Origin of the sequence: Mesorhizobium sp. NFR06 (genome assembly GCF_900115245.1) — a bacterium.
Taxonomy (GTDB): domain Bacteria; phylum Pseudomonadota; class Alphaproteobacteria; order Rhizobiales; family Rhizobiaceae; genus Mesorhizobium.
On record NZ_FOVT01000007.1, the window covers coordinates 41,183 to 67,060 of the forward strand.

30 protein-coding genes are annotated in these 25,878 nt (G+C 63.0%); 12 read left to right on the forward strand and 18 right to left on the reverse strand.

The annotated features are described in order from the left end of the window. Nucleotides 1-41: 41 nt before the first annotated feature. From F3H96_RS14510 to F3H96_RS14530, 5 genes are all read right to left on the reverse strand, one after another. Nucleotides 42-773, reverse strand: coding sequence for a peptidase (locus F3H96_RS14510; RefSeq protein WP_149802426.1), 732 nt, complete (start codon nucleotides 771-773; stop codon nucleotides 42-44). A gap of 32 nt (nucleotides 774-805) precedes the next feature. Beyond that, a complete protein-coding gene (locus tag F3H96_RS14515) occupies nucleotides 806-1,600 on the reverse strand; it encodes a transglutaminase family protein (protein ID WP_149802427.1) in 795 nt (264 codons plus the stop codon). A 21-nt stretch (nucleotides 1,601-1,621) separates the two neighbouring features. Continuing rightward, nucleotides 1,622-2,563: an alpha-E domain-containing protein gene (locus F3H96_RS14520; RefSeq protein ID WP_149802428.1), complete on the reverse strand. Its 942-nt coding sequence runs from the start codon at nucleotides 2,561-2,563 to the stop codon at nucleotides 1,622-1,624. Between the two features lie 144 nt (nucleotides 2,564-2,707). After that, complete coding sequence (locus F3H96_RS14525) at nucleotides 2,708-4,120, reverse strand: circularly permuted type 2 ATP-grasp protein (RefSeq protein WP_188131396.1); 1,413 nt, start codon at nucleotides 4,118-4,120, stop codon at nucleotides 2,708-2,710. A 169-nt stretch (nucleotides 4,121-4,289) separates the two neighbouring features. Next, nucleotides 4,290-4,526, reverse strand: coding sequence for an Lrp/AsnC ligand binding domain-containing protein (locus F3H96_RS14530; protein ID WP_112098429.1), 237 nt, complete (start codon nucleotides 4,524-4,526; stop codon nucleotides 4,290-4,292). Between the two features lie 305 nt (nucleotides 4,527-4,831). On the opposite strand from F3H96_RS14530, the gene F3H96_RS14535 reads away from it, so the two are divergent. Beyond that, on the forward strand, nucleotides 4,832-5,251 hold the full coding sequence (locus tag F3H96_RS14535; protein ID WP_149802429.1) for a DUF4864 domain-containing protein: 420 nt from the start codon (nucleotides 4,832-4,834) through the stop codon (nucleotides 5,249-5,251). A gap of 9 nt (nucleotides 5,252-5,260) precedes the next feature. Here the strand turns inward: F3H96_RS14535 and F3H96_RS14540 are convergent, their stop codons facing one another. The 8 genes from F3H96_RS14540 to coaD form a co-directional block, all read right to left on the reverse strand. After that, the gene (locus F3H96_RS14540) at nucleotides 5,261-5,986 is read right to left on the reverse strand and encodes an SDR family NAD(P)-dependent oxidoreductase (RefSeq protein WP_149802430.1); all 726 of its coding nucleotides are present in this window, start codon (nucleotides 5,984-5,986) and stop codon (nucleotides 5,261-5,263) included. Between the two features lie 62 nt (nucleotides 5,987-6,048). Further along, the gene (tgt, locus tag F3H96_RS14545; protein ID WP_149802431.1) at nucleotides 6,049-7,179 is read right to left on the reverse strand and encodes a tRNA guanosine(34) transglycosylase Tgt; all 1,131 of its coding nucleotides are present in this window, start codon (nucleotides 7,177-7,179) and stop codon (nucleotides 6,049-6,051) included. Next, a complete protein-coding gene (locus F3H96_RS14550; protein ID WP_149802432.1) occupies nucleotides 7,172-7,441 on the reverse strand; it encodes a hypothetical protein in 270 nt (89 codons plus the stop codon). Before F3H96_RS14550 ends, tgt begins: the two co-directional genes overlap by 8 nt. Beyond that, on the reverse strand, nucleotides 7,431-8,519 hold the full coding sequence (gene queA / locus F3H96_RS14555) for a tRNA preQ1(34) S-adenosylmethionine ribosyltransferase-isomerase QueA (protein ID WP_149802433.1): 1,089 nt from the start codon (nucleotides 8,517-8,519) through the stop codon (nucleotides 7,431-7,433). Before queA ends, F3H96_RS14550 begins: the two co-directional genes overlap by 11 nt. Then, a complete protein-coding gene (locus F3H96_RS14560) occupies nucleotides 8,519-8,968 on the reverse strand; it encodes a DMT family transporter (protein WP_149802434.1) in 450 nt (149 codons plus the stop codon). Before F3H96_RS14560 ends, queA begins: the two co-directional genes overlap by 1 nt. A 10-nt stretch (nucleotides 8,969-8,978) precedes the next feature. Continuing rightward, nucleotides 8,979-9,491, reverse strand: a complete 513-nt coding sequence (locus F3H96_RS14565) for a peptidylprolyl isomerase (protein ID WP_149802435.1) — start codon at nucleotides 9,489-9,491, stop codon at nucleotides 8,979-8,981. 30 nt (nucleotides 9,492-9,521) lie between these two features. Further along, a complete protein-coding gene (locus F3H96_RS14570) occupies nucleotides 9,522-10,019 on the reverse strand; it encodes a peptidylprolyl isomerase (protein WP_244620023.1) in 498 nt (165 codons plus the stop codon). 111 nt (nucleotides 10,020-10,130) lie between these two features. Further along, a complete protein-coding gene (gene coaD / locus F3H96_RS14575) occupies nucleotides 10,131-10,631 on the reverse strand; it encodes a pantetheine-phosphate adenylyltransferase (RefSeq protein ID WP_149802437.1) in 501 nt (166 codons plus the stop codon). Between the two features lie 284 nt (nucleotides 10,632-10,915). Here coaD and F3H96_RS14580 point away from each other — a divergent pair, with 284 nt between their 5' ends. Beyond that, nucleotides 10,916-11,068, forward strand: coding sequence for a hypothetical protein (locus F3H96_RS14580; protein ID WP_149802438.1), 153 nt, complete (start codon nucleotides 10,916-10,918; stop codon nucleotides 11,066-11,068). Nucleotides 11,069-11,113: 45 nt separating this feature from the next. Here F3H96_RS14580 and gyrA read toward each other — a convergent pair whose 3' ends face one another. Both gyrA and F3H96_RS14590 read right to left on the reverse strand, forming a co-directional pair. Continuing rightward, nucleotides 11,114-13,903, reverse strand: coding sequence for a DNA gyrase subunit A (gyrA, locus tag F3H96_RS14585; RefSeq protein WP_149802439.1), 2,790 nt, complete (start codon nucleotides 13,901-13,903; stop codon nucleotides 11,114-11,116). Between the two features lie 421 nt (nucleotides 13,904-14,324). Continuing rightward, complete coding sequence (locus F3H96_RS14590; RefSeq protein ID WP_149802440.1) at nucleotides 14,325-15,167, reverse strand: AraC family transcriptional regulator; 843 nt, start codon at nucleotides 15,165-15,167, stop codon at nucleotides 14,325-14,327. 84 nt (nucleotides 15,168-15,251) lie between these two features. Here F3H96_RS14590 and F3H96_RS14595 point away from each other — a divergent pair, with 84 nt between their 5' ends. Both F3H96_RS14595 and F3H96_RS14600 read left to right on the forward strand, forming a co-directional pair. Next, on the forward strand, nucleotides 15,252-15,785 hold the full coding sequence (locus tag F3H96_RS14595; protein WP_149802441.1) for a hypothetical protein: 534 nt from the start codon (nucleotides 15,252-15,254) through the stop codon (nucleotides 15,783-15,785). 323 nt (nucleotides 15,786-16,108) lie between these two features. After that, on the forward strand, nucleotides 16,109-16,738 hold the full coding sequence (locus tag F3H96_RS14600; protein ID WP_149802442.1) for a MarC family protein: 630 nt from the start codon (nucleotides 16,109-16,111) through the stop codon (nucleotides 16,736-16,738). A gap of 50 nt (nucleotides 16,739-16,788) precedes the next feature. Here the strand turns inward: F3H96_RS14600 and F3H96_RS14605 are convergent, their stop codons facing one another. The 3 genes from F3H96_RS14605 to F3H96_RS14615 form a co-directional block, all read right to left on the reverse strand. Beyond that, entirely contained in the window at nucleotides 16,789-17,214 is a 426-nt protein-coding gene (locus tag F3H96_RS14605; protein ID WP_149802443.1) for an OsmC family protein, read from the reverse strand. A gap of 117 nt (nucleotides 17,215-17,331) precedes the next feature. Beyond that, nucleotides 17,332-17,490 carry a hypothetical protein gene (locus F3H96_RS31620; RefSeq protein WP_348530061.1) on the reverse strand — a complete coding sequence of 53 codons (159 nt, stop codon included), beginning with the start codon at nucleotides 17,488-17,490 and terminating at the stop codon, nucleotides 17,332-17,334. Nucleotides 17,491-17,669: 179 nt separating this feature from the next. Then, complete coding sequence (locus F3H96_RS14615) at nucleotides 17,670-18,185, reverse strand: single-stranded DNA-binding protein (RefSeq protein WP_149802444.1); 516 nt, start codon at nucleotides 18,183-18,185, stop codon at nucleotides 17,670-17,672. A 237-nt stretch (nucleotides 18,186-18,422) separates the two neighbouring features. On the opposite strand from F3H96_RS14615, the gene F3H96_RS14620 reads away from it, so the two are divergent. The 8 genes from F3H96_RS14620 (at nucleotide 18,423) to F3H96_RS14655 (ending at nucleotide 25,833) form a co-directional block, all read left to right on the forward strand. Beyond that, complete coding sequence (locus tag F3H96_RS14620; protein WP_149802445.1) at nucleotides 18,423-18,737, forward strand: metalloregulator ArsR/SmtB family transcription factor; 315 nt, start codon at nucleotides 18,423-18,425, stop codon at nucleotides 18,735-18,737. Next, on the forward strand, nucleotides 18,734-19,210 hold the full coding sequence (locus tag F3H96_RS14625; protein WP_149802446.1) for an SRPBCC domain-containing protein: 477 nt from the start codon (nucleotides 18,734-18,736) through the stop codon (nucleotides 19,208-19,210). Before F3H96_RS14620 ends, F3H96_RS14625 begins: the two co-directional genes overlap by 4 nt. Nucleotides 19,211-19,237: 27 nt before the next feature. Further along, nucleotides 19,238-19,843, forward strand: coding sequence for an ATP-dependent Clp protease proteolytic subunit (locus F3H96_RS14630; RefSeq protein WP_149802447.1), 606 nt, complete (start codon nucleotides 19,238-19,240; stop codon nucleotides 19,841-19,843). Between the two features lie 23 nt (nucleotides 19,844-19,866). Next, a complete protein-coding gene (locus F3H96_RS14635; protein WP_348530062.1) occupies nucleotides 19,867-20,202 on the forward strand; it encodes a hypothetical protein in 336 nt (111 codons plus the stop codon). A 1,011-nt stretch (nucleotides 20,203-21,213) separates the two neighbouring features. Further along, on the forward strand, nucleotides 21,214-24,135 hold the full coding sequence (gene uvrA, locus F3H96_RS14640) for an excinuclease ABC subunit UvrA (RefSeq protein WP_149802448.1): 2,922 nt from the start codon (nucleotides 21,214-21,216) through the stop codon (nucleotides 24,133-24,135). Beyond that, nucleotides 24,135-24,545 carry a DUF302 domain-containing protein gene (locus tag F3H96_RS14645; protein WP_244620015.1) on the forward strand — a complete coding sequence of 137 codons (411 nt, stop codon included), beginning with the start codon at nucleotides 24,135-24,137 and terminating at the stop codon, nucleotides 24,543-24,545. Before uvrA ends, F3H96_RS14645 begins: the two co-directional genes overlap by 1 nt. Continuing rightward, nucleotides 24,542-25,033 (forward strand): N-acetyltransferase, encoded by a 492-nt coding sequence (locus F3H96_RS14650; protein ID WP_149802450.1) that lies wholly within the window; start codon nucleotides 24,542-24,544, stop codon nucleotides 25,031-25,033. Before F3H96_RS14645 ends, F3H96_RS14650 begins: the two co-directional genes overlap by 4 nt. After that, nucleotides 25,030-25,833 carry a DUF72 domain-containing protein gene (locus F3H96_RS14655; RefSeq protein ID WP_149802451.1) on the forward strand — a complete coding sequence of 268 codons (804 nt, stop codon included), beginning with the start codon at nucleotides 25,030-25,032 and terminating at the stop codon, nucleotides 25,831-25,833. Before F3H96_RS14650 ends, F3H96_RS14655 begins: the two co-directional genes overlap by 4 nt. Nucleotides 25,834-25,878 lie beyond the last annotated feature (45 nt).

Below are 25,878 nucleotides of genomic sequence, written 5' to 3' on the forward strand. Positions count from 1 at the left end.
ACACGTTAAATATAATGAGGCAACAACGGGGCCGATGGCCCCTACCCCGGGAAATCCGGCAGATTTGAAAAGGCGGCCTTCAGCGCACTGGACCAGCCGTCGGAAATGGTGCGGTAATAAGGATCGTCCTGGCCGAACCGCCGATTCAGCCCGACCTTGAACACGTCCTTTTCCAGGAACAGCAGATCGAGCGGCAGCCCGACCGAAAGATTGGATTTCAGCGTCGAATCGAAAGACACCAGAAGCAGCTTCACCGTCTCGGCCAGGCTCATTGCCCGGTCATAGGCACGGATGATGATCGGCTTGCCGTATTTCGTCTCGCCGATCTGGAAGAACGGCGTGTCGTCGGTCGACTCGATGAAATTGCCTTCCGGATAGATCATGAACAGCCTTGGCGGGCTGCCCTTGATCTGGCCGCCGAGGATGAAGGAGGCGTTGAAATAGGAATCCGCCTTCTCGCCGTCCGGCGACGCATGCGCGATCACTTCCTTGACCGTGTCGCCGACCAGCCGCACCGTCTGGTACATGGACGGCGTATCGAGCAGCTTCTCGTGGCGGTCGCTGACCGCCTTGTTGCGCTCGTCGAGCAGGCTGACCACGGCTTGCGTCGTGGCAAGGTTGCCCGCCGACATCAGCACGATCACGCGCTCGCCCGGCTGTTCCCAGACATGCATCTTCTTGAAGGTCGAGATCGAATCCATGCCGGCATTGGTGCGCGTGTCCGACATGAACACGAGGCCGCGATCGATCTTGAGGCCGACACAATAGGTCATGGCATCTCTTCTGGCACAGAATCTTGCGGAGATTACTGCTCTACCGTGACGGTGACGGCAAGCTTCTCTTGCGCCTGTCCCAGCAGTATTCCCGACACCGGCGAGGCATCGCGATAGTCGCGTCCCATAGCCACCCGCACATAGCGTTCGTCGGGAGAGATACCGTTCGCCGGGTCGAAGGCGACCCATCCGAGCCCCACGACATAGGCCTCGGCCCAGGCGTGGCTGGCCGCCTGCTCGATGGTCGCATCCATCATCAGGTAGCCGCTGACATAGCGGGCGGGAAAGCCAAGCACGCCGGCCGCGGCGATGAAGATATGGCTGTGGTCCTGGCAGACGCCGGACTTCTGCGCCAGGGCATCCTCCGCCGGCGTCACCACGCTGGTCGTGCCCGGTCTGTAGGCGACGCGCTCGTGGATAGCGCCCATCAACCGGTGCAGCCGCTCGATCTCGGTTCCCTGCCCGAGCGTGCCGGCCAGTTCACGGATGCCTTCGCCGGCGGTGGTGAGTTGCGTCTGCTGCGCGAACAGCCAGAGCGGCGCAAAGCCGTGGTGCGGACCCGTTACGCCCGCCGTGTTATGCGTCGTTACTTCTCCCGCAGCCTCGACAGCAATCGTGCTGTGGCCGCCCTCGGCGCTCACCAGCCGCGTCTCGTTGCCGAAATGGTCGGTAAAGCGCACTTCCTCGCGCGCGCCTTCGACCTTGATCGTCCAGGAACCGACGGTCTGCGTGGGCCCGCTGGGAGGCAGCAGGCGCAGCCGCTGCAGCAGATACTGCACCGGAGCATCGTAATGGTACTGGGTGCGATGGGAGATCTTGAGCCGCATCACGCCTGCCCTCAGTTGTGCTCAATAGAACCGGTAATCCTGGGCGATCTCGTCGCCCAGCCTGGTGTTGTCGCGAATGAACTCGGCCAGGAACTCGTGCAGGCCGTGATCGAAAATATCCTTGATCGAGCCCCGCTTGAGCATCGCCTGGATCTTCTCGGCCGTGCCGTGGCAGGCATGGCGTTCGCCGTAGTCGTCGGCGAGGAATTTCAGGTGCTCGCCGAGGAAGCGGTAGCAGAAGGTCAGCGAGCGCGGCATGCGCACGTTGAGGATCAGATAGTCGGCTATGTTCGTCGGCTTGTAGTCGGCTTCATAGACCCAGCGATAGGAACGGTGCGCCGACACCGAGCGCAGGATCGACTCCCACTGGTAGTTGTCGAGCGTCGAGCCGACCCAGGACAGCGAAGGCAACAGCACGTAATATTTCACGTCGAGGATGCGCGCCGTGTTGTCGGCGCGCTCGACATAGGTGCCGAGCTGCGAGAAATCGAAAATCTCGTTGCGCAACATCGTACCGTAGAACGAACCGCGGATCAGCGCCGTCTCGCGCTTGATGGCGTCGAGCACCGTCGGCAGGTCGCGCTCGTCGATCGGCCTCGCCAGCATGCGCTTCAGCGACATCCAGGCTTCGTTGATGCTTTCCCAGGTCTCGCGCGTCAGCGCCGTGCGCACCATGCGGGCATTGTTGCGCGCCGTCTCGATAGACGACATCGTGCTCGACGGGTTCGAGGTGTCGCGCAGCAGGAAATCGGAGACGTTGGCGGCCGTATAGTCCTGATATTTCTGGGAAAAGGCGATGTCCGATCCGGCGCTGAGCAGCACCGAATTCCATTCCTCCGACGCGTTCTGCGTGCGTGTCAGCGCCATGCGCAAACCGGCGTCGACGAGGCGCGCCATGTTTTCGGCCCGCTCGATATAGCGGTTCATCCAATAGAGACCGTTGGCGGTGCGGCCGAGAAGCATGAGCGCGCCCTTCGGGCTAGTGAGTAGGGAATAGGCAGTAGGCAGTAGTAAGCATTTGAATCCCAATAGAATGTGGCATTTCCCCGTCCTCTATATTCAACTACTGCCTACTGCCTACTGCCTACTGCCTATTTCCTACTCACTTCAATCATCCAACACCCACGTGTCCTTCGTCCCGCCGCCCTGCGAGGAATTCACGACCAGCGAGCCTTCCTTCAGCGCCACGCGGGTCAGGCCGCCTGGCACGATCTGGATACGGTCGGAGACCAGCACGTAGGGCCGAAGGTCCACATGGCGCGGCGACAGGCCCTTTTCGGTCAGGATCGGGCAGGTCGACAGCGCCAGCGTGGGCTGGGCGATGTAATTCGAAGGCTTGGCCTGCAGCTTCTTGGCGAACTCCTGGCATTCCTTCTTGGTCGCCGCTGGGCCGACCAGCATGCCGTAGCCGCCGGAACCGTGCACTTCCTTGATCACCAACTCGTTGATGTGCTCGAGCACATATTTGAGGCTGTCGGGCTCCGAGCAGCGCCAGGTCGGGATGTTGCCGAGGATTGCCTTGCGGCCGGTGTAGAACTCGACGATCTCGGGCATGTAGGAATAGATCGCCTTGTCGTCGGCGATGCCGGTGCCCGGCGCGTTGGCGATGGTGATGTTGCCGGCGCGGTAGACATCCATAATGCCCGGCACGCCAAGCGCAGAGTCCGGTCGGAAAGTCAGCGGATCGAGGAAAGAATCGTCTACCCGGCGATAGAGCACGTCGATCTGTTTGTAGCCTTCGGTGGTGCGCATCGCGACATGCCCGTCGACGACGCGCAAATCCTGTCCCTCCACCAGTTGCACGCCCATTTGGTCGGCGAGAAAGGCATGTTCGAAATAGGCCGAGTTGTAGGAGCCCGGCGTCAGCACGGCGATGGTTGGCGCGCCCTTGGCGCTCTGCGGCCGCACCGCGGCGAGCGACTGGCGCAGCAGCTGCGGGTAGTTCTCGACCGGCCGCACCTTGATCTTCTGGAACAGCTCCGGGAAGAGCTGCATCATCGTCTCGCGGTTCTCCAACATGTAGGAGACGCCCGACGGCGTGCGGGCATTGTCTTCCAGCACGTAGAACTCGTTCTCGGCGATGCGCACGATGTCGACGCCGATGATATGCGTGTAGACGCCGGCCGGCGGCTTCACCCCGATCATCTCGGGCAGGAAGGCCTCGTTCTTGGCGACAAGGTCCCTTGGCACGCGTCCGGCGCGCAGGATCTCCTGGCGGTGGTAGATGTCGTCGAGAAAGGCGTTCAGCGCCTGCACACGCTGCTCGATGCCTTGCGTCAGCCGGCGCCATTCCTGGCCGGAGAGGATGCGCGGCACGATGTCGAAAGGGATCAGCCGCTCGGACGCTTCCTGCTCACCATAGACGGCAAAGGTAATGCCGGTCTTGCGAAAGACGCGCTCGGCGTCCTGCATTTTCTGGGTGAGCCTGGCCGGGTCCTGCTCCTTCAGCCAGCGATCGTAGGCCTCATAAGGTCTTCTCAATCCGGAGACTTCCGGAAGCATTTCGTCGAACGCTGCCAATCGCGTACTCCCCTCTGCGACCATTTCACTGGCGTCGCCGGAGAAAATCAAGCGCAATCGGTGATTTAGGAAACAGTGGCGGCCACTCTATGCGAATTGCCTAAATTTAAGGCATGCATACCCCGATCCGGGTCAGTTCCTGCTTCCCGGTGGGGCATCGCCAAGCCGGTCAGAACGCCCGGAACGTGACGATGGTGAAGGTGTCCTTGATTCCGGGCAGAATCTGCACCCGCTCGTTGACGAAGTGGCCGACGTCTTCCTCGTCGTCGATATAGAATTTGGCGAGCAGGTCGAAATTGCCGGCGGTCGAGTAGATTTCGGAGGCGATCTCGGCATCGGCGAGCGCGCTGGCGACCTCATAGGACTTGCCCAGATCGCATTTAATCTGCACGAAAAATGCCTTCATTGCCGGTCCTGCCAGTCCAGAGCAATTCCAGGGAACGTGTGAAAGGGTTTTCCGTCCGGAATTGCGTAAAAACAAGAGATGGGGCGGTTCGCCGTTCCCACGAAACGGTGAAACGCCTAAGCGAACAAGCGGCCCTTGTGGCAGACTGCTGCCCAGCTTTCAAGCATCACGCATCGCCTCAAAGAGTGCCCAATCCCACCCCGTGGTGCCGAAATGGCGAAATCTTCGCAGGTCCGTGAAACCACGCCATGCCGAACCGCGTATGTTAGATTGCGTTTGCCAAGCGAATTCCGGGGAGGCAGGCCATGCGCCGCGCATTGTTCGCATTAGCTCTTGTTCCAATGTTGATGGCCTCGCTTGCCTTCGCCGGCGATGCCGAGATCAAGTCCGCGCAGACGGTCATCGACAGCCAGTTGAAGGCCTTCATCGCCAATGACGGCGCCACCGCCTATAGTTTCGCCGCGCCGAACGTGAAGCAGATCTTCCCGACCGTCGACACCTTCATGAACATGGTGACCAACGGCTACGCGCCGGTGCGAAGGCCGCGATCCTATGCCTTCGGCAAGGTCGAGCAGACCGGGCCCGGTTCGATCGTCCAGCAGGTGCTGATCGTCGGCCCCGACGGCAAGGACTACGAGGCGGTCTATACGCTGCAGCAGCAATCCGATGGCAGTTTCAAGATCACCGGCTGCAGCCTGCGCGCCGCGACGTCGGTCAGCACATGAGGCGGCTCTTCAGTAGCGTGCCCTGCCGCCAGACATGTCGAACACCGCGCCCGTGTTGAAACTGACGGCATCCGAGCAAAGCCAGAGCACCAGCGCCGCGACCTCGTCGACCGCCCCAAGGCGCTTTAGCGGACTGGCGCCGATCATATCGCTGACGACTTCATTGCCAAGCCGCCTGATGAGGTCGGTGTCGATCGGGCCGGGCGCGACGCAATTGACGAGAATATCGGTGTCGCTCACTTCGCGCGACAAGGCTTTGGTGAAAGCGATGATGCCCGCGCTCGCCGCCGAATATGCCGCCAGGTTCGGTAACCCCTCCTTGCCTGCCAGCGACCCCATATTGACGATGCGGCCGCTGCCGGCCCTGCGCATGACCGGTAGAACCTGGTGCGTGACCTCGAACGTCCCGATGAGATTGACCCCGATGATGCGCTGCCACTCGGCCGGATCGAATGCCTCGAAGCTGCAATACGGGCCGAGATAGCCAGCATTATTGACGAGAATGTCGACCCGACCGCTCTCGGCGATGACCTCGCGGAGAGCGTTCCCGATATCACCCGCCTTCACTACATCGACCGTCTGGCTGTGGGTTCCATCGACTGGAACTGCATCGGCATCCCATATCCAGACATCGCATCCCGACCGTGCCAGCTGTCTGGCCACGGCTTTGCCGATGCCCCTCGATCCACCGGTCACGATCGCCGTCTTGCCGGCGAAGTCGAATGTCACAGCCATGGCTGATCCCCGAGATATGACTCTGCTCCCCGGCGGAACCTCCGTCAATCAGGCGAAGCGGGCTAGAAGGCCGGGATATCGCCCCTTACCCAACCCTCGGTGATCTCCGCCGCGCGCGTGTCAAAAGCCTGCTCCTCGATGGCCGCCCGGATCTCATGCATCAGCGTCTGATAGTAGGACAGGTTGTTCCAGGTCAGCAGCATGGCGCCGAGCGATTCCTGCGAGCGCACGAGGTGATGCAGATAGGCGCGCGAATAGTCGCGCGCGGCCGGGCAGTCGCTTTCCTCGTCGAGCGGCCGCGGATCGTCGGCGTGACGGGCGTTCCTCAGATTGACCTTGCCGCGCCGGGTGTAGGCGAGGCCATGGCGGCCGGCGCGGGTCGGCATCACGCAGTCGAACATGTCGATGCCGCGGGCCACCGATTTCAGGATGTCGTCCGGCGTGCCGACGCCCATCAAATAGCGCGGTCTGTCGGCCGGCAGTTCCGGGCAGGTGATGTCGAGCATCTCCAGCATCACCGATTGCGGCTCGCCGACCGCCAGGCCGCCCACGGCATAGCCTTTCAGATCCATCGCCTTCAATGCCTGCGCCGAGCGCACTCGCATCGGCGCACTGTCGCCGCCCTGGACAATGCCGAACATCGCCTTGCCCGGCTGGTCGCCGAACGCCGTCTTGCAGCGCTCGGCCCAGCGCAGCGACAATTCCATGGCGCGCTCGATCTCTTTCGGCTTGGCCGGCAGCGCTGTGCATTCGTCGAGCTGCATCTGGATGTCGGAATCGAGCAGCCCCTGGATCTCGATCGACCGCTCCGGCGACATTTCGTAAGGCCCGCCGTCGATATGCGAGCGGAAGGTGACGCCCTGTTCGGTCAGTTTCCTGAGCTTCGACAGCGACATCACCTGGAAGCCGCCGCTGTCGGTCAGGATCGGGTATGGCCAGCGGGCGAATTCATGCAGTCCGCCAAGTCGCGCCACGCGCTCGGCGCCGGGCCGCAGCATCAGATGATAGGTGTTGCCGAGGATGATGTCGGCGCCGACGCCGCGCACCTGGTCCATATACATGGCCTTGACCGTGCCGCCGGTGCCGACCGGCATGAAGGCCGGCGTACGGATTTCGCCGCGCGGCATCGATACCAGGCCGCGCCTGGCCTTGCCATCGGTGGCCAGGACGTTGAAAGAAAAAATCTCAGCCATTGAATTCCTTGTCGTGCACCGGCGCGTCGGGTGCCTGCTCGTCCAGAGACTGCCGGTAGCGGATGCAGCCGCGCATGAATTTAGGCCAGGGCGGCACCGCGATCGCCGGCTCGGTCTTTTCAGGCAGCAGGTTCCAGAGCTCAGGATGATGCCAGCACAAATCATGGCCGGTCGTATCGCGGTGCGCGCGGATGCCGGCGCGCAGCTTCTTCACTTCCGCGATCAGGACATCGCGGTCCATGCTGTCGAGATCATCGTCCATCGCTCGTCTCCGCTCGGTAAAGCAGGCTGGCGTCGCCATAGGAGTAGAACCTGTAACGGTTCCCGATGGCGTGCGCATAGGCTGAACGCATCGTCTCCAGCCCGCTGAAGGCCGAGACCAGCATGAACAGCGTCGAGCGCGGCAGATGGAAATTGGTCATCAACATATCGGCCGTTCGAAAACGGTAGCCCGGCGTGATGAAGATATCGGTCGGTCCGGACCAGGGCTCGATCCTGCCGTCGTCTCGCGCGGCGCTCTCAAGCAGCCGCAGCGACGTCGTTCCGACGGCGACGATGCGCCCTCCCCGCGCCTTGGCCGCGTTGAGCGCCACCGCCGTGTCCGGGCTCACCGAGCCAGTCTCGGCGTGCATCTTGTGATCGGCCGTATCGTCGGCCTTCACTGGCAGGAAGGTGCCGGCGCCGACATGCAGCGTGACGAAACGGCGCTCGACGCCTTTGGCGTCGAGCGCGGCGAACAGCTCCGGCGTGAAATGCAGACCGGCCGTGGGTGCCGCGACCGCGCCCTCTTCCCTGGCATAGATGGTCTGATAGTCGGCGCGGTCGCGCTCATCGTCGTCGCGCTTCGAGGCGATGTAGGGCGGCAGCGGAATGTGGCCGACGGCGTGCAGCGCCTCATCGAGGAAGGGGCCGGAAAGATCGAAGCCGAGCAGCACCTCGCCCGCCTCGCCCTTCTCGATCACCGTCGCGTCGAGCTGGCCGAGGAAACAGGAATTCTGGTCATGGCCGAAATGGATGCGGTCGCCGGGGGCGATGCGTTTCCCTGGCCGCATGAAGGCCTGCCAACGGTCCGGCGCCACCCGCATGTGCAATGTCGCCTCGACCTGCGCCATCGCCTCGCCGCGCCTGCGGATGCCTTTCAGCTGCGCCGGAATGACCTTGGTGTCGTTGAACACCAGCACGTCGCCTTCGCGAAGCAGCGACGGCAGATCGCTGACGATGCGGTCCTGTAGCGTTTCGCCCGGCCGGACGACGAGCAGCCTGGCGCTGTCGCGCGGCTCGGCCGGGCGAAGCGCGATACGCTCTTCCGGCAGGTCGAAGTCGAACAGGTCGACGCGCATCAGTAGAGCCGGATGAGCAGCGCCCCGGCAAGCAGCAGCAAGGCGCCGGCGACGCGGCCAAGCGAGATTTCGCGCACCGCCACGCCAAGGAAACCGGCGCGGTCGATCAGCATGCCGGCAATGAGCTGGCCGGCGACCAGGAAGGCCATCAGCGCTGCGGCGCCGATACGCGGCGTGAGTACCGTCGACAGCGTCACGTAGAAGCCGCCCAGCATACCGCCGGCGATGAACAGCCAGGGCGCCGGCGCCTTCCAATCGAGCGAGATGCCCTGCAGCTTCACCACCGAAATGGAGATGATGCCGAGGACGATGGCACCGGACAGGAAGGAGAACGCGGCGGCCGCGACCGGAAGGCCGAGGCCGCGCGCCAATTGCGAATTGATCGGCGCCTGGATGGCGATGAAGGCGCCGGACAGGATGCCAAGCAGGGACCAGACTGCGCCCATCATCGTTTTGCCTTTACTTGACGTCGGCCGCGACTTTCAGCGACACGATCTTGTCGGGATCCTGAACCGGCTCGCCGCGCTTGATCTTGTCGACATTCTCCATGCCTTCGATGACCTGGCCCCAGACCGTGTACTGGCGGTTGAGGAAGGCAGCGTCGTCGAAGCAGATAAAGAACTGCGAGTTCGCCGAGTTCGGATTCTGGGCGCGTGCCATCGAGCAGGTGCCGCGGCCATGATTGGCGTTGGAGAACTCGGCCTTCAGGTCCGGCTTGTCGGAGCCGCCCATGCCCGCGCGCGAAGGAGCGAAAGAGGGCTTGCTGGAATTGCCGAATTTGACGTCGCCGGTCTGCGCCATGAAGCCGTCGATGACGCGATGGAAAACCACGCCGTCATAGGCGCCTTCACGCGCCAGCTCCTTGATGCGAGCGACGTGGCCGGGCGCCAGCTCGGGGTACATCTCGACGACGACCTGGCCCTTGGTCGTTTCCATGATGAGCGCGTTCTCGCGGTCCTTGATCTCAGCCATGTCAGAAATCCTTGTTGAAAATTGAGGGTGTTATTCGCCGTCGGCGGCGATGCGAACCTTGATCATGCGGTCGGGATCGGTGACCGTGCCGTTGTCCGCCTCGTCGCCCTTCTTGATCTTGTCGACGAGGTCCATGCCGCCGACGACCTTGCCGACGATGGTGTACTGGCCGTCGAGGTTCGGCGCCGGCGCGAACATGATGAAGAACTGCGAGTTCGCCGAATTCGGGTCCTGCGAACGGGCCATGCCGACAACGCCGCGCGCGAACTGCTCGCTCTGCGAGAATTCGGCCGGAAGGTCAGGCAGGTCCGAACCGCCGGTGCCCACGGCCTCCGGGTTGAAACCTTTCTTCATGTTGCCGAATTTGACGTCGCCGGTCTGGGCCATGAAGCCGTCGATGACGCGGTGGAAGGCGACATTGTCATAGGCGCCGTCGCGCACCAGCTTCTTGATCTGCGCGACGTGCTTGGGGGCGAGGTCGGGACGCAGCGCGATGGTCACGTCGCCATCCTTCAGCGTGATGACCATGGTGTTTTCCTTGTCGGCGGCCACGGCCGGCAGGGAAGCCGCGAAAAGGCCGGCAAGCACGACTAGGAACGAAGCGAGCTTCTTCAGCTGCATGGGGATCTCCGGGAAAGCCTATTTGGTGAACTTGGCGGTGAGCGCGCCGGCAACGGCGGCCGGCACGAATGGGCGGATGTCGCCGCCCATCGAGGCAATCTGGCGCACAAGTGTGGCGGTAATGGTGCGCACCGAAGGGCTGGCAGGCAGAAAAACCGTCTGCAATTCCGGCGCCATCGTCTCGTTCATGCCGGCCATCTGCATCTCGTAGTCGAGATCGGTGCCGTCGCGCAGGCCCCGGATCATGATCGAGGCGCCATGCTTGCGGGCCGCGTCGATCACCAGCCCGTCGAAGGCAACGACCTTGATGCGACCGCTATCGCGGCCGAACTCGGCCTGGGTCGCAGCTTCGATCAGCATCACCCGTTCCTCGAAGGAAAACAACGGCTTCTTGCCCGGATGAATGCCGATCGCCGCGTAAATGATGTCAGCGACCGCCAGCGACGCCTTCAGCACGTCGAGATGGCCATTGGTCAGCGGGTCGAAAGAGCCGGCGTAAAGGGCGATGCGTTCGGTCATGGCAGGCTTCTAGAGCAATTCCAGGAAAAGTGTGAGCGGTTTTCCGTCCGGAATTGCGACAAAAAAGATAGAGCGGTTCGCCGTTTCTTAACGGTGAAACGCTTTAGCGAGCCTCTCAAGCAAAGGCAAATCCAATCGTTTGCCCGGCCGTGAACCTTTTCGCGCCGATGAACGACAGATGAACGCGACGATCACGAACGCTTCACGCAGCGTTCACTAGGTTGCCCTTCAAGGAATGAAACCAAATCCCCACCTCATCGTTAGAGGTGCAGGAGAAAACGCAAATGCTGATCTACATGCTTGCCACTGCAATGACCATCGTGATGCTCATCGCGACCGCATTGGGGTTGCATCAGGAGGCGGAACGGGTGCGTGTCAAAGCCAACGCCAAGCGGCTCGATGGTTTTGCGCGACGCAACGTCTACCGTCGCTACTGATCACGCCATGACCGCACCGGCCCAAGGGCCGGTGAAAAATTCACATCAAGTCTCGCTCTCGCCGGCACCGCCGGCACCAATCTCGTCCGCAGCCACATCTTCGGCCTCTTCGTCTGACTGCGGCTCCGAAATCCGCTCCACCGACACAACCTTCTCGCCTTCGGCCGTGTTGAAGATGGTCACGCCCTTTGTGGCGCGGCTGGCGAAACGTATGCCGTTGACCGGCACGCGGATCACCGTGCCGCCGTCCGAAACCAACATGATCTGATCGTCATTGCCAACCGGGAAGGTCGCGACCAGGCGGCCGATTTCAGCCGTCTTCGACACGTCGGTGGCACGAATGCCCTTGCCGCCGCGGCCCGTCAGGCGGAAATCGTAGGACGACGAGCGTTTGCCATAGCCGTATTCGGTCACCGTCAGCACGAGCTGCTCATGCGCCTTGAGGAATTCATAGCGGTCGTCCGGAAGTTCGGTCTCCTCGCCAATCTCCTCATTGGTGAGCGCGATCTCTTCTTCCTCGCCGCCCGTTTCAGGGGCAAGCCGCCGCTCCGCCGCCGCCCGCTTGAGGTAAGCGGCGCGCTCTGCCGGCGAAGCATCGACATGCTCGATCACCGACATGGATATGATCCGGTCAGTCTCGGCCATGGATATGCCGCGCACGCCGACGGAATTGCGGCTCTGGAAGACGCGCACGTCGCTCACCGAGAAGCGGATGCACTGGCCGGAATTCGCCGTCAGCAGCACGTCGTCATTGTCGGTGCAGGTCTCGACGCCGAGGATCTCGTCGCCCTCTTCCTCCAGCTTCATGGCGATCTTGCCGTTGCGGTTGACCTGGACGAAGTCGGACAGCTTGTTGCGGCGCACGGTGCCGCGCGTTGTGGCAAACATCACGTCAAGCTCGCCCCAGCTGGTCTCATCCTCGGGCAGCGGCATGATGGTGGTGATGCGTTCGCCCTGCTCGAGCGGTAGCATGTTGATCAAGGCTTTGCCGCGCGATTGCGGGTTGCCGATCGGCAAGCGCCAGACCTTTTCCTTGTAGACGATGCCGCGCGAGGAGAAGAACAGCACCGGCGTGTGCGTGTTGGCGACGAACAGCCGTGTGACGAAATCCTCTTCCTTCGTCGACATGCCGGAGCGGCCCTTCCCGCCGCGGCGCTGCGCCCGGTAGAGCGACAAGGGCACGCGCTTGATGTAGCCGGAATGGCTGACGGTGACGACCATGTCCTCGCGCTGGATCAGGTCCTCGTCTTCCATGTCCGCCCCGCCCTCGGCGAGCTCGGTGCGGCGTGGCGTGCCGAACTCGTCGCGGACGGCGATCAGCTCGTCCTTGACGATCTGCTGGATGCGTGCGCGCGACGACAAAATATCAAGGAAATCAACGATCTCAGCGCCGATCTTGTTCAACTCGTCGGCGATCTCGTCGCGGCCGAGCGCGGTCAGGCGCTGCAGGCGCAGGTCGAGGATGGCGCGCGCCTGTTCCTCGGAAAGGTTGTAGGTGCCGTCCTCGTTGATGCGGTGGCGCGGGTCGTCGATCAGCTCGATCAGCGGCGCGACGTCGTGCGACGGCCAGCGCCTCACCATCAACTGTTCGCGCGCCGTCTGCGGATCGGGCGCGGTGCGGATGAGCTTGATCACCTCGTCGATGTTGGCGACGGCAATCGCCAGACCGACCAACACATGCGCCCGATCGCGAGCCTTGCGCAAAAGGTACTTCGTGCGCCGGCTGATCACCTCCTCGCGGAAGCCGACAAAGGCTTTCAGCATGTCGATAAGCGTCAGCACTTCCGGCTTGCCGCCGTTGAGCGCCACCATGTTGGCGCCGAAGGAGGTCTGTAGCGGCGTGAAGCGGTAGAGCTGGTTGAGGATGACGTCGGCGACGGCGTCACGCTTCAGTTCGACGACGACGCGATAGCCCTGGCGGTCGCTCTCGTCGCGGATGTCGGAGATGCCCTCGATGCGCTTGTCGCGCACCAGCTCGGCCATCTTCTCGATCATCGAGGCCTTGTTCACCTGGTAGGGTATCTCGGTGATGATGATCGATTCGCGGTCATTGCCGCGCTGCTCGATATTGACGCGGCCACGCATGACGATGGAGCCGCGGCCGGTCGAATAGGCGCTGTAGATGCCGGAACGGCCAAGCACGATGCCGCCGGTCGGGAAATCCGGGCCCGGCACGATCTCCATCAACGACGGCAGGTCGATCGCCGGATTGTCGATGATGGCGATGGCGCCGTTGCAGACTTCCGTCAGATTGTGCGGCGGGATGTTGGTGGCCATGCCGACGGCGATGCCGCCGGAGCCGTTGACCAGGAGGTTCGGGAAGCGCGCCGGCAGCACCTTGGGCTCGCTGCCCGAAGCATCGTAGGTGTCCTGGAAATCGACGGTTTCCTTGTCGATGTCCTCCAGCAGCTCATGCGCGACCTTGGTGAGCCTGGACTCGGTGTAGCGCATTGCCGCCGGCGGGTCGCCGTCGATCGAGCCGAAATTGCCTTGACCGTCGATCAGCGGCACCCGCAACGACCAGTCCTGCGCCATGCGCACCAGGGCATCGTAGATCGAGGCGTCGCCATGCGGATGGTATTTACCCATCACGTCGGCAACCGGACGCGCCGACTTCACATATTTGCGGTTCCAGTGGTAGCCGCTCTCATGCGAGGCATAGAGGATGCGGCGATGCACCGGCTTCAGGCCGTCGCGCACGTCGGGCAGCGCGCGGCTGACGATCACGCTCATGGCGTAATCGAGATAGGAACGCTGCATCTCCTCGATGATCGAAATCGGCTCGATGCCGGAGGGGCCGCCGTCCGGCCCGCGCGGTGTCTTCTGGTCGGTCAAATCAGGTTCACAATCCAGTCGGGAATCACTGCCCGCTTATATAGGAAGCCTCGCCGAAACTCCAATGTCGGCCGGATTTTTCCAGAGACAATTTTGATGGGAATTTCAAATGGATACCGCTGATTGCGACGATATGGCCACGGTCATTTTCGCTGCAGAGCGGCAAGGTCGGCGATGGATCGGGCAAAGCCGCACGTGCTGTGAACCTAGCCCGATGGCTGCCTTTGCGAGCGCTGAGCGGTTGGAGCGTCAAGGACCTCGACGGCGATCTTACGGCCCGCGTCACGCTCGCGCCGATCGCCACCTGCCCGGATGGTGCCGTCCGACGTCGGATTGACGGCATTCAGTGCGTAGCGGTCAGGCTCGGCGACTTCGCCGCGGCCATCGCCAGGAATTGCGCAAAAACAAAGGGCTAGAGTGGTTAACTGAAGTTCTGAGCCGCATGGACTCGGCGGGTGCGATAGGCGCCTGGGGTTTCGCCCATCTCGCGCCGGAACCGCCGGTTGAAGGTCGACAGGTCGCTGAAGCCGGCATCGAACGCGATCGTCGAGATCGCGGCATCCGAGCTGCGCAGCCGCACCGCGGCGCGGTGCAGTCTTGTGCGCAGCAGGAACTGGTAGGGCGTCATGCCGGCCACCTGACGGAACGTGCGCAGAAAATGGTAGGGGCTGGTCGCCGTGCTGGCGGCAAGATCGGCCAGTGAAAGTGGTTGCTCCGCTTCCAGCTCGATGCGCCGCACCGCCTCGGCGACGCGCTTCTGGTCGCGGCGGCTGGGCGTACGGGCTGCCTGAACGGTGCCGGAACCGGCCGCGACGACTGCACCCGTAATGCGCAGGCCGAGTTCCTCGAACGCGTCGGCGTCGCCGGTTTCCCGCGCTGCCTCCGCCTCGGCCAACAGCGGCGCCAGCGCCGGCAAAGGCGGCAGGCGCGGATCGGCAAAACCGAGCCGCTTCGCGCCCGGCAATTCGGCCACCACGCGCTCCATGTATGCAGGCGCAAAATGGAAGGAGAGGCAGCGGTCGCCGGCGCCGTGCTCGTGCCCGCATTCGTAGCATGCGCCAGGATTGCCGAGCAGGATTGCGCCCGGCGCCAGCATCGCCGTGCCCTGGCGCGTGCGATAGCGGAACGTGCCGTTTGTCACCGCCGCGACGCAGAAGCTGCGATGCTCTTCTTCGAACGATTTGTCGCCGGCGCCGGCGGTGCACACCACGTCGGACACCTGCCAGCCAGGTCCGGAAGCGAGGGTGTTCTGGGCTGTCGTCATGGCTGAAAGATAGCAATTTTTCCCAAGCGAGGAACGCTGCCGCGCCCTTATGCTCGTCCTCTCCTGACAAACGAGGCAGCAACCATGACCGATCCCTTTGCACAGGCCTTGCACAGCGACGGCCCCGATCCGGGTCTTGCCGAAAAGTTGAAGCTCTATGGCCGCTTGGCCGGCGCCTGGACATTCGACGCCACTCGCACCCTCGAAGACGGCACCAGGCTTACCGGGCGCGGCGAGGTGCATTTCGGCTGGGTACTCGAAGGCAGGGCTGTCCAGGATGTCTGGATCCTGCCCGCGCGCGACGCCGGCCCCTCGCCCTCGCTCGGGCCGTGGACCTTCTACGGCACGACACTGCGCGTTTACGATCCGGGCGCGGACGCATGGCACATTTTTTGGAGCGATCCGCGCAACCAGTATTACAGCCGGCAACTTGGCCGCGCCGAGGGCGACACCATCGTCCAGATCGGTGCCGACGGCACCGGCTCGTCGGTGCGCTGGAGTTTTTCGCGCATCACCGAGAACTCGTTTCGTTGGCTGGGCGAGCGTTCGCATGACGGCGGCGCCACCTGGCGCATGGAGGTCGAGTTCCTGGCCCGGCGGGTGGATGAACCTCGATAGCGATGGGAAAGTCGCAAGAAATTGAAAGCAGCGGTCCTTCGCGCCCCCCTCTGCCCTGCCGGGCATCTCCCCCACTTGGGCCCACTTGGGGGGGAGATTTGCAGTTTCGGCGACGGCGCCCTTCCTGCACGCTGGTGATTGGCGAAGGCCGATGCGACATCCGATCTCCCCCCTTGTGGGGGAGATGTCCGGCAGGACAGAGGGGGGCACTGTCCCGCCTGCTCTCACAGCTTCGCGCGCACCATTTCCTTCCGCTTTTCACCGCCCCGGCTTTGCTCTACCAATCGGGCGCTTGGGCTTCGCCCGGCGGGAGGGGACCAGCGATGCCGAGTTTCGACAGCCTGTTCAACGCCTTCGTCACCATCCTGGTGACCATCGACCCGCCGGGACTGGCGCCACTATTCCTCGCCGTGACGCGCGGCATGAACCGCGACGAGCGCCAGCAGGTCTCGGTGCGCGCTTCGGTGATCGGCTTCCTGGTGATGGCGCTGTTTGCGGTTGCCGGCGCCTCGATCCTGTCGGTGTTCGGGATCACGCTGCCGGCCTTCCGCGTCGCCGGCGGTTTCCTGCTGTTCTTCATCGCCTTCGAAATGGTGTTCGAGCGCCGCCAGGACCGCAAGGAGAAGATCGGCGACGTCGCCATCACCAAGGACATGATCCACAACATCGCCGCCTTCCCGCTGGCCATCCCGCTGATCGCCGGTCCCGGCGCGATTTCGGCGACGGTGCTGCTGTCGGGGCACTTTGAAGGCTTTGCCGCTCAAGCAGCGCTGGTCGGCATCATCTTTGTTTGCCTGGCGATCACCTATCTGGTGTTCGTGCTGTCGGAACGCATCGACCGCATCCTCGGCCAGACCGGCCGTTCGATCCTGACTCGTCTGCTGGGCGTCATCCTGGCAGCGCTGGCAGTGCAGTTCGTGGCGGACGGCATCAGGGCGCTGATGGCGGCCTAGGACCTCGGGATCAACCGCGAACCGCAGGCGTTCGACACTGCCCGACTGCCCTATTTCGCGGCTGTATCGACGATCTCGAAATCGTGGGTCATGGTCGCCGTCTTGGCCATCATGGCGGAAGCCGAGCAGTATTTCTCGATCGACAGGTCGATCGCCCGTTTCACCTTGTCGTGCGAGAGCGCGCGGCCCTTGACGATGAAATGCATATGGATGCGGGTGAACACCTTCGGATCGGTCTCGGCCCGGTCGGCGTCGAGCTCGACCACGCAGTCCTCCACTGCCTCTCGGCCTTTTTCGAGGATATGCACGACGTCATAGGCCGAGCAGCCGCCGGTGCCGATGAGCACCAGCTCCATCGGGCTCGGCCCCGGCGTCTTGCCATCCGGTCCGTGCGCCGTGCCCAGCACGAGCTTGTGTCCGCTGCCGGATTCGCCGACAAAGGTGCGTTCCTCGACCCATTTGACGCGTGCTTTCACGTTGTCTTCCTTACGAGTTTCTGCCGTCCTACTGGCCGAATGCGACGGTGTGCATGATCCGCCCCGGCAGCAATGTGAAAATGCCGGCGCCGACCAACGCGAACAGATAGAGCTTGATCATGGCGCCGTGATGCGCAGCCACCTTATGGTGTGCGCATACCATACCGCCAGCGGCACGGTGACCAGCACCAGGATCGACAACACATGGATCGGGCTGAAAGGGCCGATGAGCCGGATTTGCTGGATCCAGAAACTCGAAACGGCGATGACCAGCATCAGCGCCACCCACGCCCATCACACGGTGGCGCGTAGTGCCTTTTGGCAATGCCAGTTGGGCGCCACCCGCCGCCAGCGCGGCCAAGGCCGCGAAGGCATGCCCTGGAATGGGAGGCGACGCCGACACAAGCGGTCCGAGCGACATCGCCCCGTCCCCTCAAACGGCCGTTTCGAGACGCTTAGAACGGGATCTCGTCGTCGAGCTCGCGCGACGAGCCGCCGCCGCCGCCCTTCGGACCACCACCGCCGCCACGGCTGAAACCTTCATTCGGACCGGACTGGCCGAAATCCGAGCCACGGCTGTTGCCGCCGGAATAATTGCCGACCTGGCCGCCGCCCTCGCCGCGCGCGTCGAGCATCTGCAACTCGCCACGGAATTTCTGCAACACCACTTCGGTCGTATAGCGGTCGTTACCGGTCTGGTCCTGCCATTTGCGGGTCTGCAACTGACCCTCGACATAGACCTTCATGCCCTTCTTCAGATACTGCTCGGCCACCTTGGCGATCTGGTCGTTGAAGATGACGACATTGTGCCACTCGGTCTTTTCCTTGCGTTCGCCCGAATTCTTGTCGCGCCAGCTTTCCGACGTGGCGATGCGAATGTTGACGACCGGCTCGCCCGAATTCAGACGGCGGATTTCAGGGTCCGCCCCGAGATTGCCGACCAGAATGACCTTGTTGACGCTACCCGCCATCGTACTTCTCCGCGCTCATCCGAAACAAATTTGAAGTCGCTCACCTTATAGCCTGCGGTTCGCCCACGCCCGCAAAAGGCTGGCTTTTCCCACAAGGTTTTTGTTCTCTTTTCGTTCTAGGCGCAGCCGCCTGTTCTGTCAAGGAATGTCAGCAAAGGCGGGGTTTGAACGTACGTACCGATATGGCGATCAAATAGCCACTTGCCAAATCAATAAGTATCGACTTATGCTTTGTTCATGATGGAAGCAGAGATTTTCCGCGCCCTGGCCGATCCGACACGGCGCGCCGTCTATGAGCGGCTGGCGGCCAGAGAATTGACCGTATCGGAATTGCGCGCCGGCATGAGCGTGTCCCAACCGGCGGTCTCGCAACACCTTGCCGTCCTGCGTGGCGCCGGTCTGGTCGTCGAGCGGCGCGCCGGCCGCAACGCCTATTACCGCGCCGATCCACATGGGCTCGATCCGCTGCTCGGCTGGGTCGAACGCTACCGTGCCTTCTGGCCCGAACACATCGAGAAGCTGAAGACCGTTCTGAAGGGAATGGACCAATGACCGCAGCAGAAAACCAGACAGAGACACAGGCGCCGCTAAGCTTCGAATGCGAGCTTCCCGATCCGCCGGAAAAAGTCTGGCGCGCACTGACGGAGCCGGAGCTGCTCGCCGCCTGGATGATGCCGAACGACATGAAACCAGAGCCAGGCAAGCGCTTCGCCTTTGCCGGACCGGACGCGCCGATCGCATGCGAGGTGCTCGAAGCCGAGCCCGGCGAGCAGTTGCGCTACTCCTGGCGCGAGCTGCCAAGCACGGACGATCAAGACCGGTTCCCTGCCGTTGACAGCATCGTCACCTTCACGCTCGCGCGAACGCCCTCCGGCGGCACCCGTCTGCGCATCGTGCATGACGGCTTCGCACCCGTTGCGCAGCCAGTTGTCGCGATCGCCGGCGCCGGTTGCAGGCTTTCGCTGGATGCCCGCAAGAATCCCGTCGCCGCCAACGCGCCCTGCATGATGCTGCGCGCTGCCTGATCGATAAGAAAACCGAGGAGACTTGCCATGAGCGCCCTGGCCAATCTGGTGCCGATGGTCATCGAACAGTCGAGCCGCGGCGAACGCGCCTTCGACATCTTTTCCCGGCTGCTGCGCGAGCGCATCGTCTTCATCAATGGCGAGATCAACGACAGCGTCTCGGCGCTGGTCTGCGCCCAGCTTTTGTCGTTGGAATCGGACCATCCCGACAAGGAGATCTCGATCTACATCAACTCGCCGGGCGGCATGGTGACCAGCGGCTTCGCCATCTATGACACGATGCAGTACATCTCCTGCCCGGTGTCGACGGTGTGCATGGGCTTCGCCGCCTCGATGGGCTCCTTCCTGTTGATGGCCGGCGCGCCGGGACAGCGTATCGCACTGCCCAACACAAGGATCGTGCTGCATCAGCCGCTTGGCGGTTTCCAGGGCCAGGCCTCCGACATCCAGCGCCATGCCGAGGACATTCTGCGCACCAAGCAGCATATGACCGAGCTTTATGCCAAGCATTGCGGCCGCAGCTACGAGGAGGTCGAACGCACGCTCGACCGCGACTATTTCATGAGCGCCGCGGAAGCCAAAGCCTGGGGCCTCGTCGACCATGTCTACGACACGCGCAAGAAGGCGGCGTGAGGCACGGGACGACACGCGGCAAATTGATCGCCGCGCGACTGGTCTCGAATCCGGCGCGCCTTTATAGTCAGCCGATGATCGAGGGCCACTTCTTCAGACATCTGGGCATCGCCATCGCCGCACTGGCCGGCGCGTTGACGGCCGGCACCGCCGCCTTTGCCGACGACAATTCGGCACAGAATCTTCCAGGCGTGAGCGGCGACTATAGCATCGCCAAGCCAGCGCCACAGCCTGAACCGGACGACGCCCTGCCCGCTGGCAGCGACGGCACGTTCAAGATAGGCGACACCGACGTCAGGATTTCGGGCAGCATCACCGTTGATATGGCGACGGGCGGCATCAAGATTCCGAACCACTGATTTAGCAGCGATCGACTGAAGCGTTTTCGTCATTCTAGGGCAAAGCAAGGAGCGAAGCGACGCGCGCAGACCCTAGAATCCATGCCGTGACTTGAACGCGTCGCCACGGTGCAGAATTCTGCTCCGCTGTATTCCTCGGCTGAGGTAACGACATGGATCCTTGGGTCTTCGCTCCGCTTTGCGTCGCTACGCCCAAGGATGACGAAGTTGGGGGAGCCTCCGGCCAACTGCGAACCTGGCAAGATCGCAAAATGTAAGCCCCATCCCTGCTGTGCAATGGATGGGGCTTCATGGATCTGAAATCCAATTTTAGCCGGGAGTGGACTGCCGGCGTTCTGTTTCGGATGCAACGCGGCGTTCAGCCGACGATCCGACTATAGTCTCTGATTGTTCGGAATCGGCAAGTCACGGTTTGTCGGGCTGGCGTTTCAAGTCTGCCTGGCACTTATGCCTGCCGCGGCTCCATCTCTGTGTGGAGCCTCAAGGGACTGTCCGGTGGCGTCATGCTCCGCTCCTTGTGTCCGTTGCGACAATGTCGTTCGAAGCGCAAATCGCTTTCGCCTGCGGCGTCTCGCAGGCCGCCTATTGGGCGGCGAGGCCATCGAAAGACAGCCGGCTTCGTTGACGCGTTGAGACTGCTCCCGTGAGTCGCTGGCGTCAACCGTTGAATAGCCGGTTACGGAAAAATGTGATCGCCTGGAGGTACATTCGGGGTAAGTCGAGGGCTTCGACGCACCACGGCACCCGCCTCGGCGGCGATTGTTTCCACAGCTTATCGCGATTGTTTCCACAACGCTTTCGCGATTGTCTGCACAACGCTTTGTCAGGAGCGTGTTCGGCCTTTGTTCTTTCCGCTTGCCCGTTCGCGCGAAAGACGGTTAAACCGACGATCGGCTTCCTCCGTCGAGGTTGTGGCGTCTCTCGACGTGGCGGCGAAAATACCTACATAGGGGATGGCCGGGATAACCCCGCCCAATCCAGCAAATTCAAGACCTGAGGCGGCGACCGGCGATGGCCGACCATAAATACCTTTCCATTCGCGGGGCGCGCGAACACAATCTCAAGAACGTCGATCTCGACCTGCCGCGTGACAGTCTGATCGTCATGACCGGCCTCTCGGGGTCGGGCAAGTCGTCGCTCGCCTTCGACACCATTTACGCCGAGGGCCAGCGCCGTTACGTCGAAAGCCTGTCGGCCTATGCCCGCCAGTTCCTGGAGATGATGCAGAAGCCGGACGTCGACCAGATCGACGGCCTGTCGCCTGCCATCTCGATCGAGCAGAAGACCACCTCGCGCAACCCGCGTTCGACGGTCGGCACCGTCACCGAGGTCTACGACTACATGCGCCTGCTGTTCGCGCGCGTCGGCGTCCCGTATTCGCCGGCCACCGGCCTGCCGATCGAAAGCCAGACAGTCAGCCAGATGGTCGACCGCGTGCTGGCGCTCGAGGAGGGCACGCGTCTCTTTCTGCTGGCGCCGATCGTGCGCGGCCGCAAGGGCGAGTACCGCAAGGAACTCCTGGAGTTGCAGAAGAAGGGCTTTCAGCGCGTCAAGGTCGACGGCGTCTTCTACGAGATCGCCGACGTGCCGGCGCTGGACAAGAAGTACAAGCACGACATCGACGTCGTGGTCGACCGCATCGTCGTGCGCGGCGATCTGGCGACGCGGCTTGCGGACTCGATGGAAACCGCGCTGAAGTTGGCGGATGGCCTTGCCGTGGCCGAATTCGCCGACAGACCGCTCGACGCCAGCCAGACCGGCGAGGACTCGGTCAACAAGTCGAAGAACGAGACGCATGAGCGCATCATGTTCTCGGAAAAATTCGCCTGTCCGGTATCCGGTTTCACCATTCCCGAGATCGAGCCCAGGCTATTTTCCTTCAACAATCCGTTCGGCGCCTGCCCGACCTGCGATGGCCTCGGCAGCCAGCGCGCCATCGACGCCAATCTCGTCGTGCCGGACGAAAACGTCTCGCTGCGCGACGGCGCCATCAGCCCGTGGGCGAAGTCGACCTCTCCCTATTACGCGCAGACGCTTGAAGCGCTCGGCAAGGCCTATGGCTTCAGGCTCGGCGACAAGTTCAAGGACCTCAGCGCCGAGGCGCAGCAGGCAATCCTGCATGGCACCGGCGAGCGTGAGATCACCTTCCAATATGACGACGGCTTGCGCTCCTACAAGACGACCAAGACCTTCGAGGGCGTCATCCCCAATCTCGACCGGCGCTGGAAGGAAACGGAATCGGCCTGGATGCGCGAGGAGATCGAGCGCTTCATGTCGGCCACCCCCTGCCCCACCTGCAACGGCTACAGGCTGAAACCGGAAGCGCTTGCCGTGAAGATCGGCGGCAAGCACATTGGCGAAGTCACCGAGATGTCGATCCGCAAGGCCGACCAGTGGTTCACGGGCCTGCCGGCGCAGCTCAACGAGAAGCAGAACGAGATCGCGGTGCGCGTGCTCAAGGAAATCCGCGAGCGGCTGCGCTTCTTGAACGATGTCGGCCTCGACTATCTCACGCTGTCGCGCAATTCCGGCACGCTGTCGGGTGGCGAAAGCCAGCGCATTCGTCTCGCCTCGCAGATCGGTTCGGGCCTGACCGGCGTACTCTACGTTCTGGACGAGCCGTCGATCGGCCTGCACCAGCGCGACAATGCGCGCCTGCTCGATACACTCAAGCACCTGCGCGACATCGGCAATACGGTGATCGTCGTCGAGCACGACGAGGACGCCATCCTGCACGCCGACTATGTCGTCGACATCGGCCCGGCCGCCGGCATCCATGGCGGAGAGATCATCGCCCAGGGCACGCCGCAGCAGATCATGGCGACGCCTGCCTCGATCACCGGCAAATATCTGTCGGGCGAGCTCGAGGTGGCCACGCCCGCTGTCAGGCGCGAGGCCAAGAAGAACCGGCGGCTGAAAATCATCGGCGCGCGCGGTAACAATTTGAAGAACGTGACGGCGGAGATCCCGCTCGGCACCTTCACCGCCGTCACCGGCGTGTCCGGCGGCGGCAAGTCGACCTTCCTGATCGAGACGTTGTTCAAGGCGGCCTCGCGCCGCATCATGGGCTCGCGCGAGCATCCGGCCGAACACGACCGCATCGAGGGACTGGAGTTCCTCGACAAGGTCATCGACATCGACCAGTCGCCCATTGGACGAACCCCGCGTTCCAACCCGGCCACCTATACCGGCGCCTTTACGCCGATCCGCGACTGGTTCGCCGGTCTCCCCGAGGCCAAGGCGCGCGGCTATCAGCCGGGCCGCTTCTCCTTCAACGTCAAGGGCGGCCGCTGCGAGGCCTGCCAGGGCGACGGGGTCATCAAGATCGAGATGCACTTCCTGCCCGACGTCTACGTCACCTGCGACGTCTGCCACGGCAAGCGCTATAACCGCGAGACGCTGGATGTGCTGTTTAAAGGCAAGTCGATCGCCGATGTGCTCGACATGACGGTCGAGGAAGGCGTCGACTTCTTCTCGGCGGTGCCCGGCGTACGCGACAAGCTGGAGACGCTGAAGCAGGTCGGCCTCGGCTACATCCATATCGGCCAGCAGGCGACGACGCTGTCGGGCGGCGAGGCGCAGCGCATCAAGCTCGCCAAGGAACTGTCGCGCAAGGCGACCGGCAAGACGCTCTACATCCTCGACGAGCCGACCACCGGCCTGCATTTCCACGACGTCGCCAAGCTCTTGGAAGTGCTGCACGAGTTGGTCGACCAGGGCAACACGGTGGTGGTCATCGAGCACAATCTCGAGGTGATAAAAACCGCCGACTGGGTGCTCGACCTCGGCCCCGAGGGCGGCGACGGCGGCGGCGAGCTGGTCGCGTCGGGCACGCCGGAAGCGATCGTGCGCGAGAAGCGCAGCTATACCGGCCAGTTCCTGAAAGAGCTTCTGGAGCGGCGCCCGGGAGGCAAACGCGAAGCGGCTGAGTGATGGCAAGTGACGGCCTAATCTCCGTCGAAAGTCGCTTCGGCGTCACGGAGACCATCGATCGGCTGGTTGAAGCCATCACGCGCGCCGGACTGTGCGTCTTCGCGCGGATCGACCACGCCGCCGGTGCACGGGATATCGGCGCTTCCCTGCGCCCGACCGAATTGCTGATCTTCGGCCATCCAAGGGGTGGCACGCCGCTGATGCAGGACCAGCAGCTTGCCGGCATCGACCTGCCGGTCAAGGCGCTCGCCTGGGAAGACGCGCGAGGCAAGGTCCGGCTTTCCTACAACGATGCGTACTGGCTTGCCGAGCGCCATCGCCTCGGCGATGCCAGCCGCGATGCCGTCGCTGCGATTGCCGCGGGCATGCAGAAGGTCATCGCGGCCGCCGCTGGAGCCGATCGATCATGAGACTTGCCCGCGCAGACGATCTTGCCGCCATCGTCGCTCTGACCAGCGAAGCCTACGCCCCATACACCGCCTTGTTCGGCGCGCCGCCGATCCCGGTGACCGAGGACTACGCGCCGCGCATCGGGCGCGGCGAGGTCTGGCTGCAGGAAGAATGCGTCGAACTGGCCGGGCTTATCGTGCTGGAGCGTCACCCCGACCACGCCATGATCTTCAGCGTCGCGGTCGCTCCGGCCTTCCAGGGCAGGAAGCTTGGCATCGCGCTGCTCGACTTCGCCTACGAGCAGGCACAGTCATGGGGCGTGCCGGAGGTGCGGCTCTACACCAATTCGCGCATGGAGCGGAACATCGCGCTCTATTCAGCTTACGGCTATCGCGAAACGGGTCGCCGCGCCAATCCATACCGGCCAGGATGGACCGTGGTCGATATGGCCAAATCGGTCGGCAAAGCGGCTGATCGCATCTTGAACCCGGAAGGAGGAAGACGATGAGCCAAGGAAAGATCCGCTCCGGCATGGGCGGCTGGACTTTTGAGCCCTGGGATACCTCCTTCTATCCGGACAAGCTCGCCAAGGCGAAGCAGCTGCACTATGCCAGCCGGCAGGTGCCGAGCATCGAGGTCAACGGCACCTACTATTCCAGCTTCAAGGAACCGACCTTCGTCAAGTGGGCCAACGACACGCCGGAGGGCTTCGTTTTCTCGCTCAAGGGCAACCGCTTCGTCACCAACCGCCGCGTGCTCGGCGAGGCAGGCGAATCGATAATGCGCTTCCTGGGCTCCGGCGTCGCCGCGCTCGGCGACAAGCTCGGGCCGATCCTTTGGCAGTTCGCGCCGACGAAGAAATTCGACGCGGACGACTTCGAGGCCTTCCTGAAGCTGCTGCCCGAGAAACAGGACGGCGTGCCTCTGCGCCACGCGCTCGAAGTTCGGCATGACAGCTTCATCGTGCCGGAATTCCCGGCGCTGGCGCGAAAATACAAAGCCGCGATCGTCTATGCCGACCACGCCAAATATCCGGCGATCGCCGACGTCACCGGCGATTTCGTCTATGCGCGGCTGCAGAGCGGCAGCGACGACAATCCCGACTGCTACACACCGAAGGGTCTCGACGCATGGGCAGCGCGGACAAAGACCTGGGCCGAGGGCAAGCAACCCGCCGACCTGCCGCGCGCCGATCCGAAGACCGATGCGCCGGTCAAGCCGCGCGACGTGTTCGCCTACTTCATCACCGAAGGCAAGGTGCGCGCGCCTTTCGGCGCCATGGCGCTGATGAAGCGGGTAGCCGATTAAAGCGCGTTGAGATTTAGGTTAGACCGAGCCGAAAATGTTGGTTTC

Coding starts and splice junctions, on each gene's coding strand:
- F3H96_RS14510 (WP_149802426.1), bottom strand. CDS start 773: ATGACCTATTGTGTCGGCCTCAAGATCGATCGCGGCCTCGTGTTCATG.
- F3H96_RS14515 (WP_149802427.1), bottom strand. CDS start 1,600: ATGCGGCTCAAGATCTCCCATCGCACCCAGTACCATTACGATGCTCCG.
- F3H96_RS14520 (WP_149802428.1), bottom strand. CDS start 2,563: ATGCTTCTCGGCCGCACCGCCAACGGTCTCTATTGGATGAACCGCTAT.
- F3H96_RS14530 (WP_112098429.1), bottom strand. CDS start 4,526: ATGAAGGCATTTTTCGTGCAGATTAAATGCGATCTGGGCAAGTCCTAT.
- F3H96_RS14535 (WP_149802429.1), top strand. CDS start 4,832: ATGCGCCGCGCATTGTTCGCATTAGCTCTTGTTCCAATGTTGATGGCC.
- F3H96_RS14540 (WP_149802430.1), bottom strand. CDS start 5,986: ATGGCTGTGACATTCGACTTCGCCGGCAAGACGGCGATCGTGACCGGT.
- tgt (WP_149802431.1), bottom strand. CDS start 7,179: ATGGCTGAGATTTTTTCTTTCAACGTCCTGGCCACCGATGGCAAGGCC.
- F3H96_RS14550 (WP_149802432.1), bottom strand. CDS start 7,441: ATGGACGATGATCTCGACAGCATGGACCGCGATGTCCTGATCGCGGAA.
- queA (WP_149802433.1), bottom strand. CDS start 8,519: ATGCGCGTCGACCTGTTCGACTTCGACCTGCCGGAAGAGCGTATCGCG.
- F3H96_RS14560 (WP_149802434.1), bottom strand. CDS start 8,968: ATGATGGGCGCAGTCTGGTCCCTGCTTGGCATCCTGTCCGGCGCCTTC.
- F3H96_RS14565 (WP_149802435.1), bottom strand. CDS start 9,491: ATGGCTGAGATCAAGGACCGCGAGAACGCGCTCATCATGGAAACGACC.
- F3H96_RS14570 (WP_244620023.1), bottom strand. CDS start 10,019: ATGGTCATCACGCTGAAGGATGGCGACGTGACCATCGCGCTGCGTCCC.
- coaD (WP_149802437.1), bottom strand. CDS start 10,631: ATGACCGAACGCATCGCCCTTTACGCCGGCTCTTTCGACCCGCTGACC.
- F3H96_RS14580 (WP_149802438.1), top strand. CDS start 10,916: ATGCTGATCTACATGCTTGCCACTGCAATGACCATCGTGATGCTCATC.
- F3H96_RS14590 (WP_149802440.1), bottom strand. CDS start 15,167: ATGACGACAGCCCAGAACACCCTCGCTTCCGGACCTGGCTGGCAGGTG.
- F3H96_RS14595 (WP_149802441.1), top strand. CDS start 15,252: ATGACCGATCCCTTTGCACAGGCCTTGCACAGCGACGGCCCCGATCCG.
- F3H96_RS14600 (WP_149802442.1), top strand. CDS start 16,109: ATGCCGAGTTTCGACAGCCTGTTCAACGCCTTCGTCACCATCCTGGTG.
- F3H96_RS31620 (WP_348530061.1), bottom strand. CDS start 17,490: ATGCTGGTCATCGCCGTTTCGAGTTTCTGGATCCAGCAAATCCGGCTC.
- F3H96_RS14615 (WP_149802444.1), bottom strand. CDS start 18,185: ATGGCGGGTAGCGTCAACAAGGTCATTCTGGTCGGCAATCTCGGGGCG.
- F3H96_RS14620 (WP_149802445.1), top strand. CDS start 18,423: ATGATGGAAGCAGAGATTTTCCGCGCCCTGGCCGATCCGACACGGCGC.
- F3H96_RS14625 (WP_149802446.1), top strand. CDS start 18,734: ATGACCGCAGCAGAAAACCAGACAGAGACACAGGCGCCGCTAAGCTTC.
- F3H96_RS14630 (WP_149802447.1), top strand. CDS start 19,238: ATGAGCGCCCTGGCCAATCTGGTGCCGATGGTCATCGAACAGTCGAGC.
- uvrA (WP_149802448.1), top strand. CDS start 21,214: ATGGCCGACCATAAATACCTTTCCATTCGCGGGGCGCGCGAACACAAT.
- F3H96_RS14645 (WP_244620015.1), top strand. CDS start 24,135: ATGGCAAGTGACGGCCTAATCTCCGTCGAAAGTCGCTTCGGCGTCACG.
- F3H96_RS14650 (WP_149802450.1), top strand. CDS start 24,542: ATGAGACTTGCCCGCGCAGACGATCTTGCCGCCATCGTCGCTCTGACC.
- F3H96_RS14655 (WP_149802451.1), top strand. CDS start 25,030: ATGAGCCAAGGAAAGATCCGCTCCGGCATGGGCGGCTGGACTTTTGAG.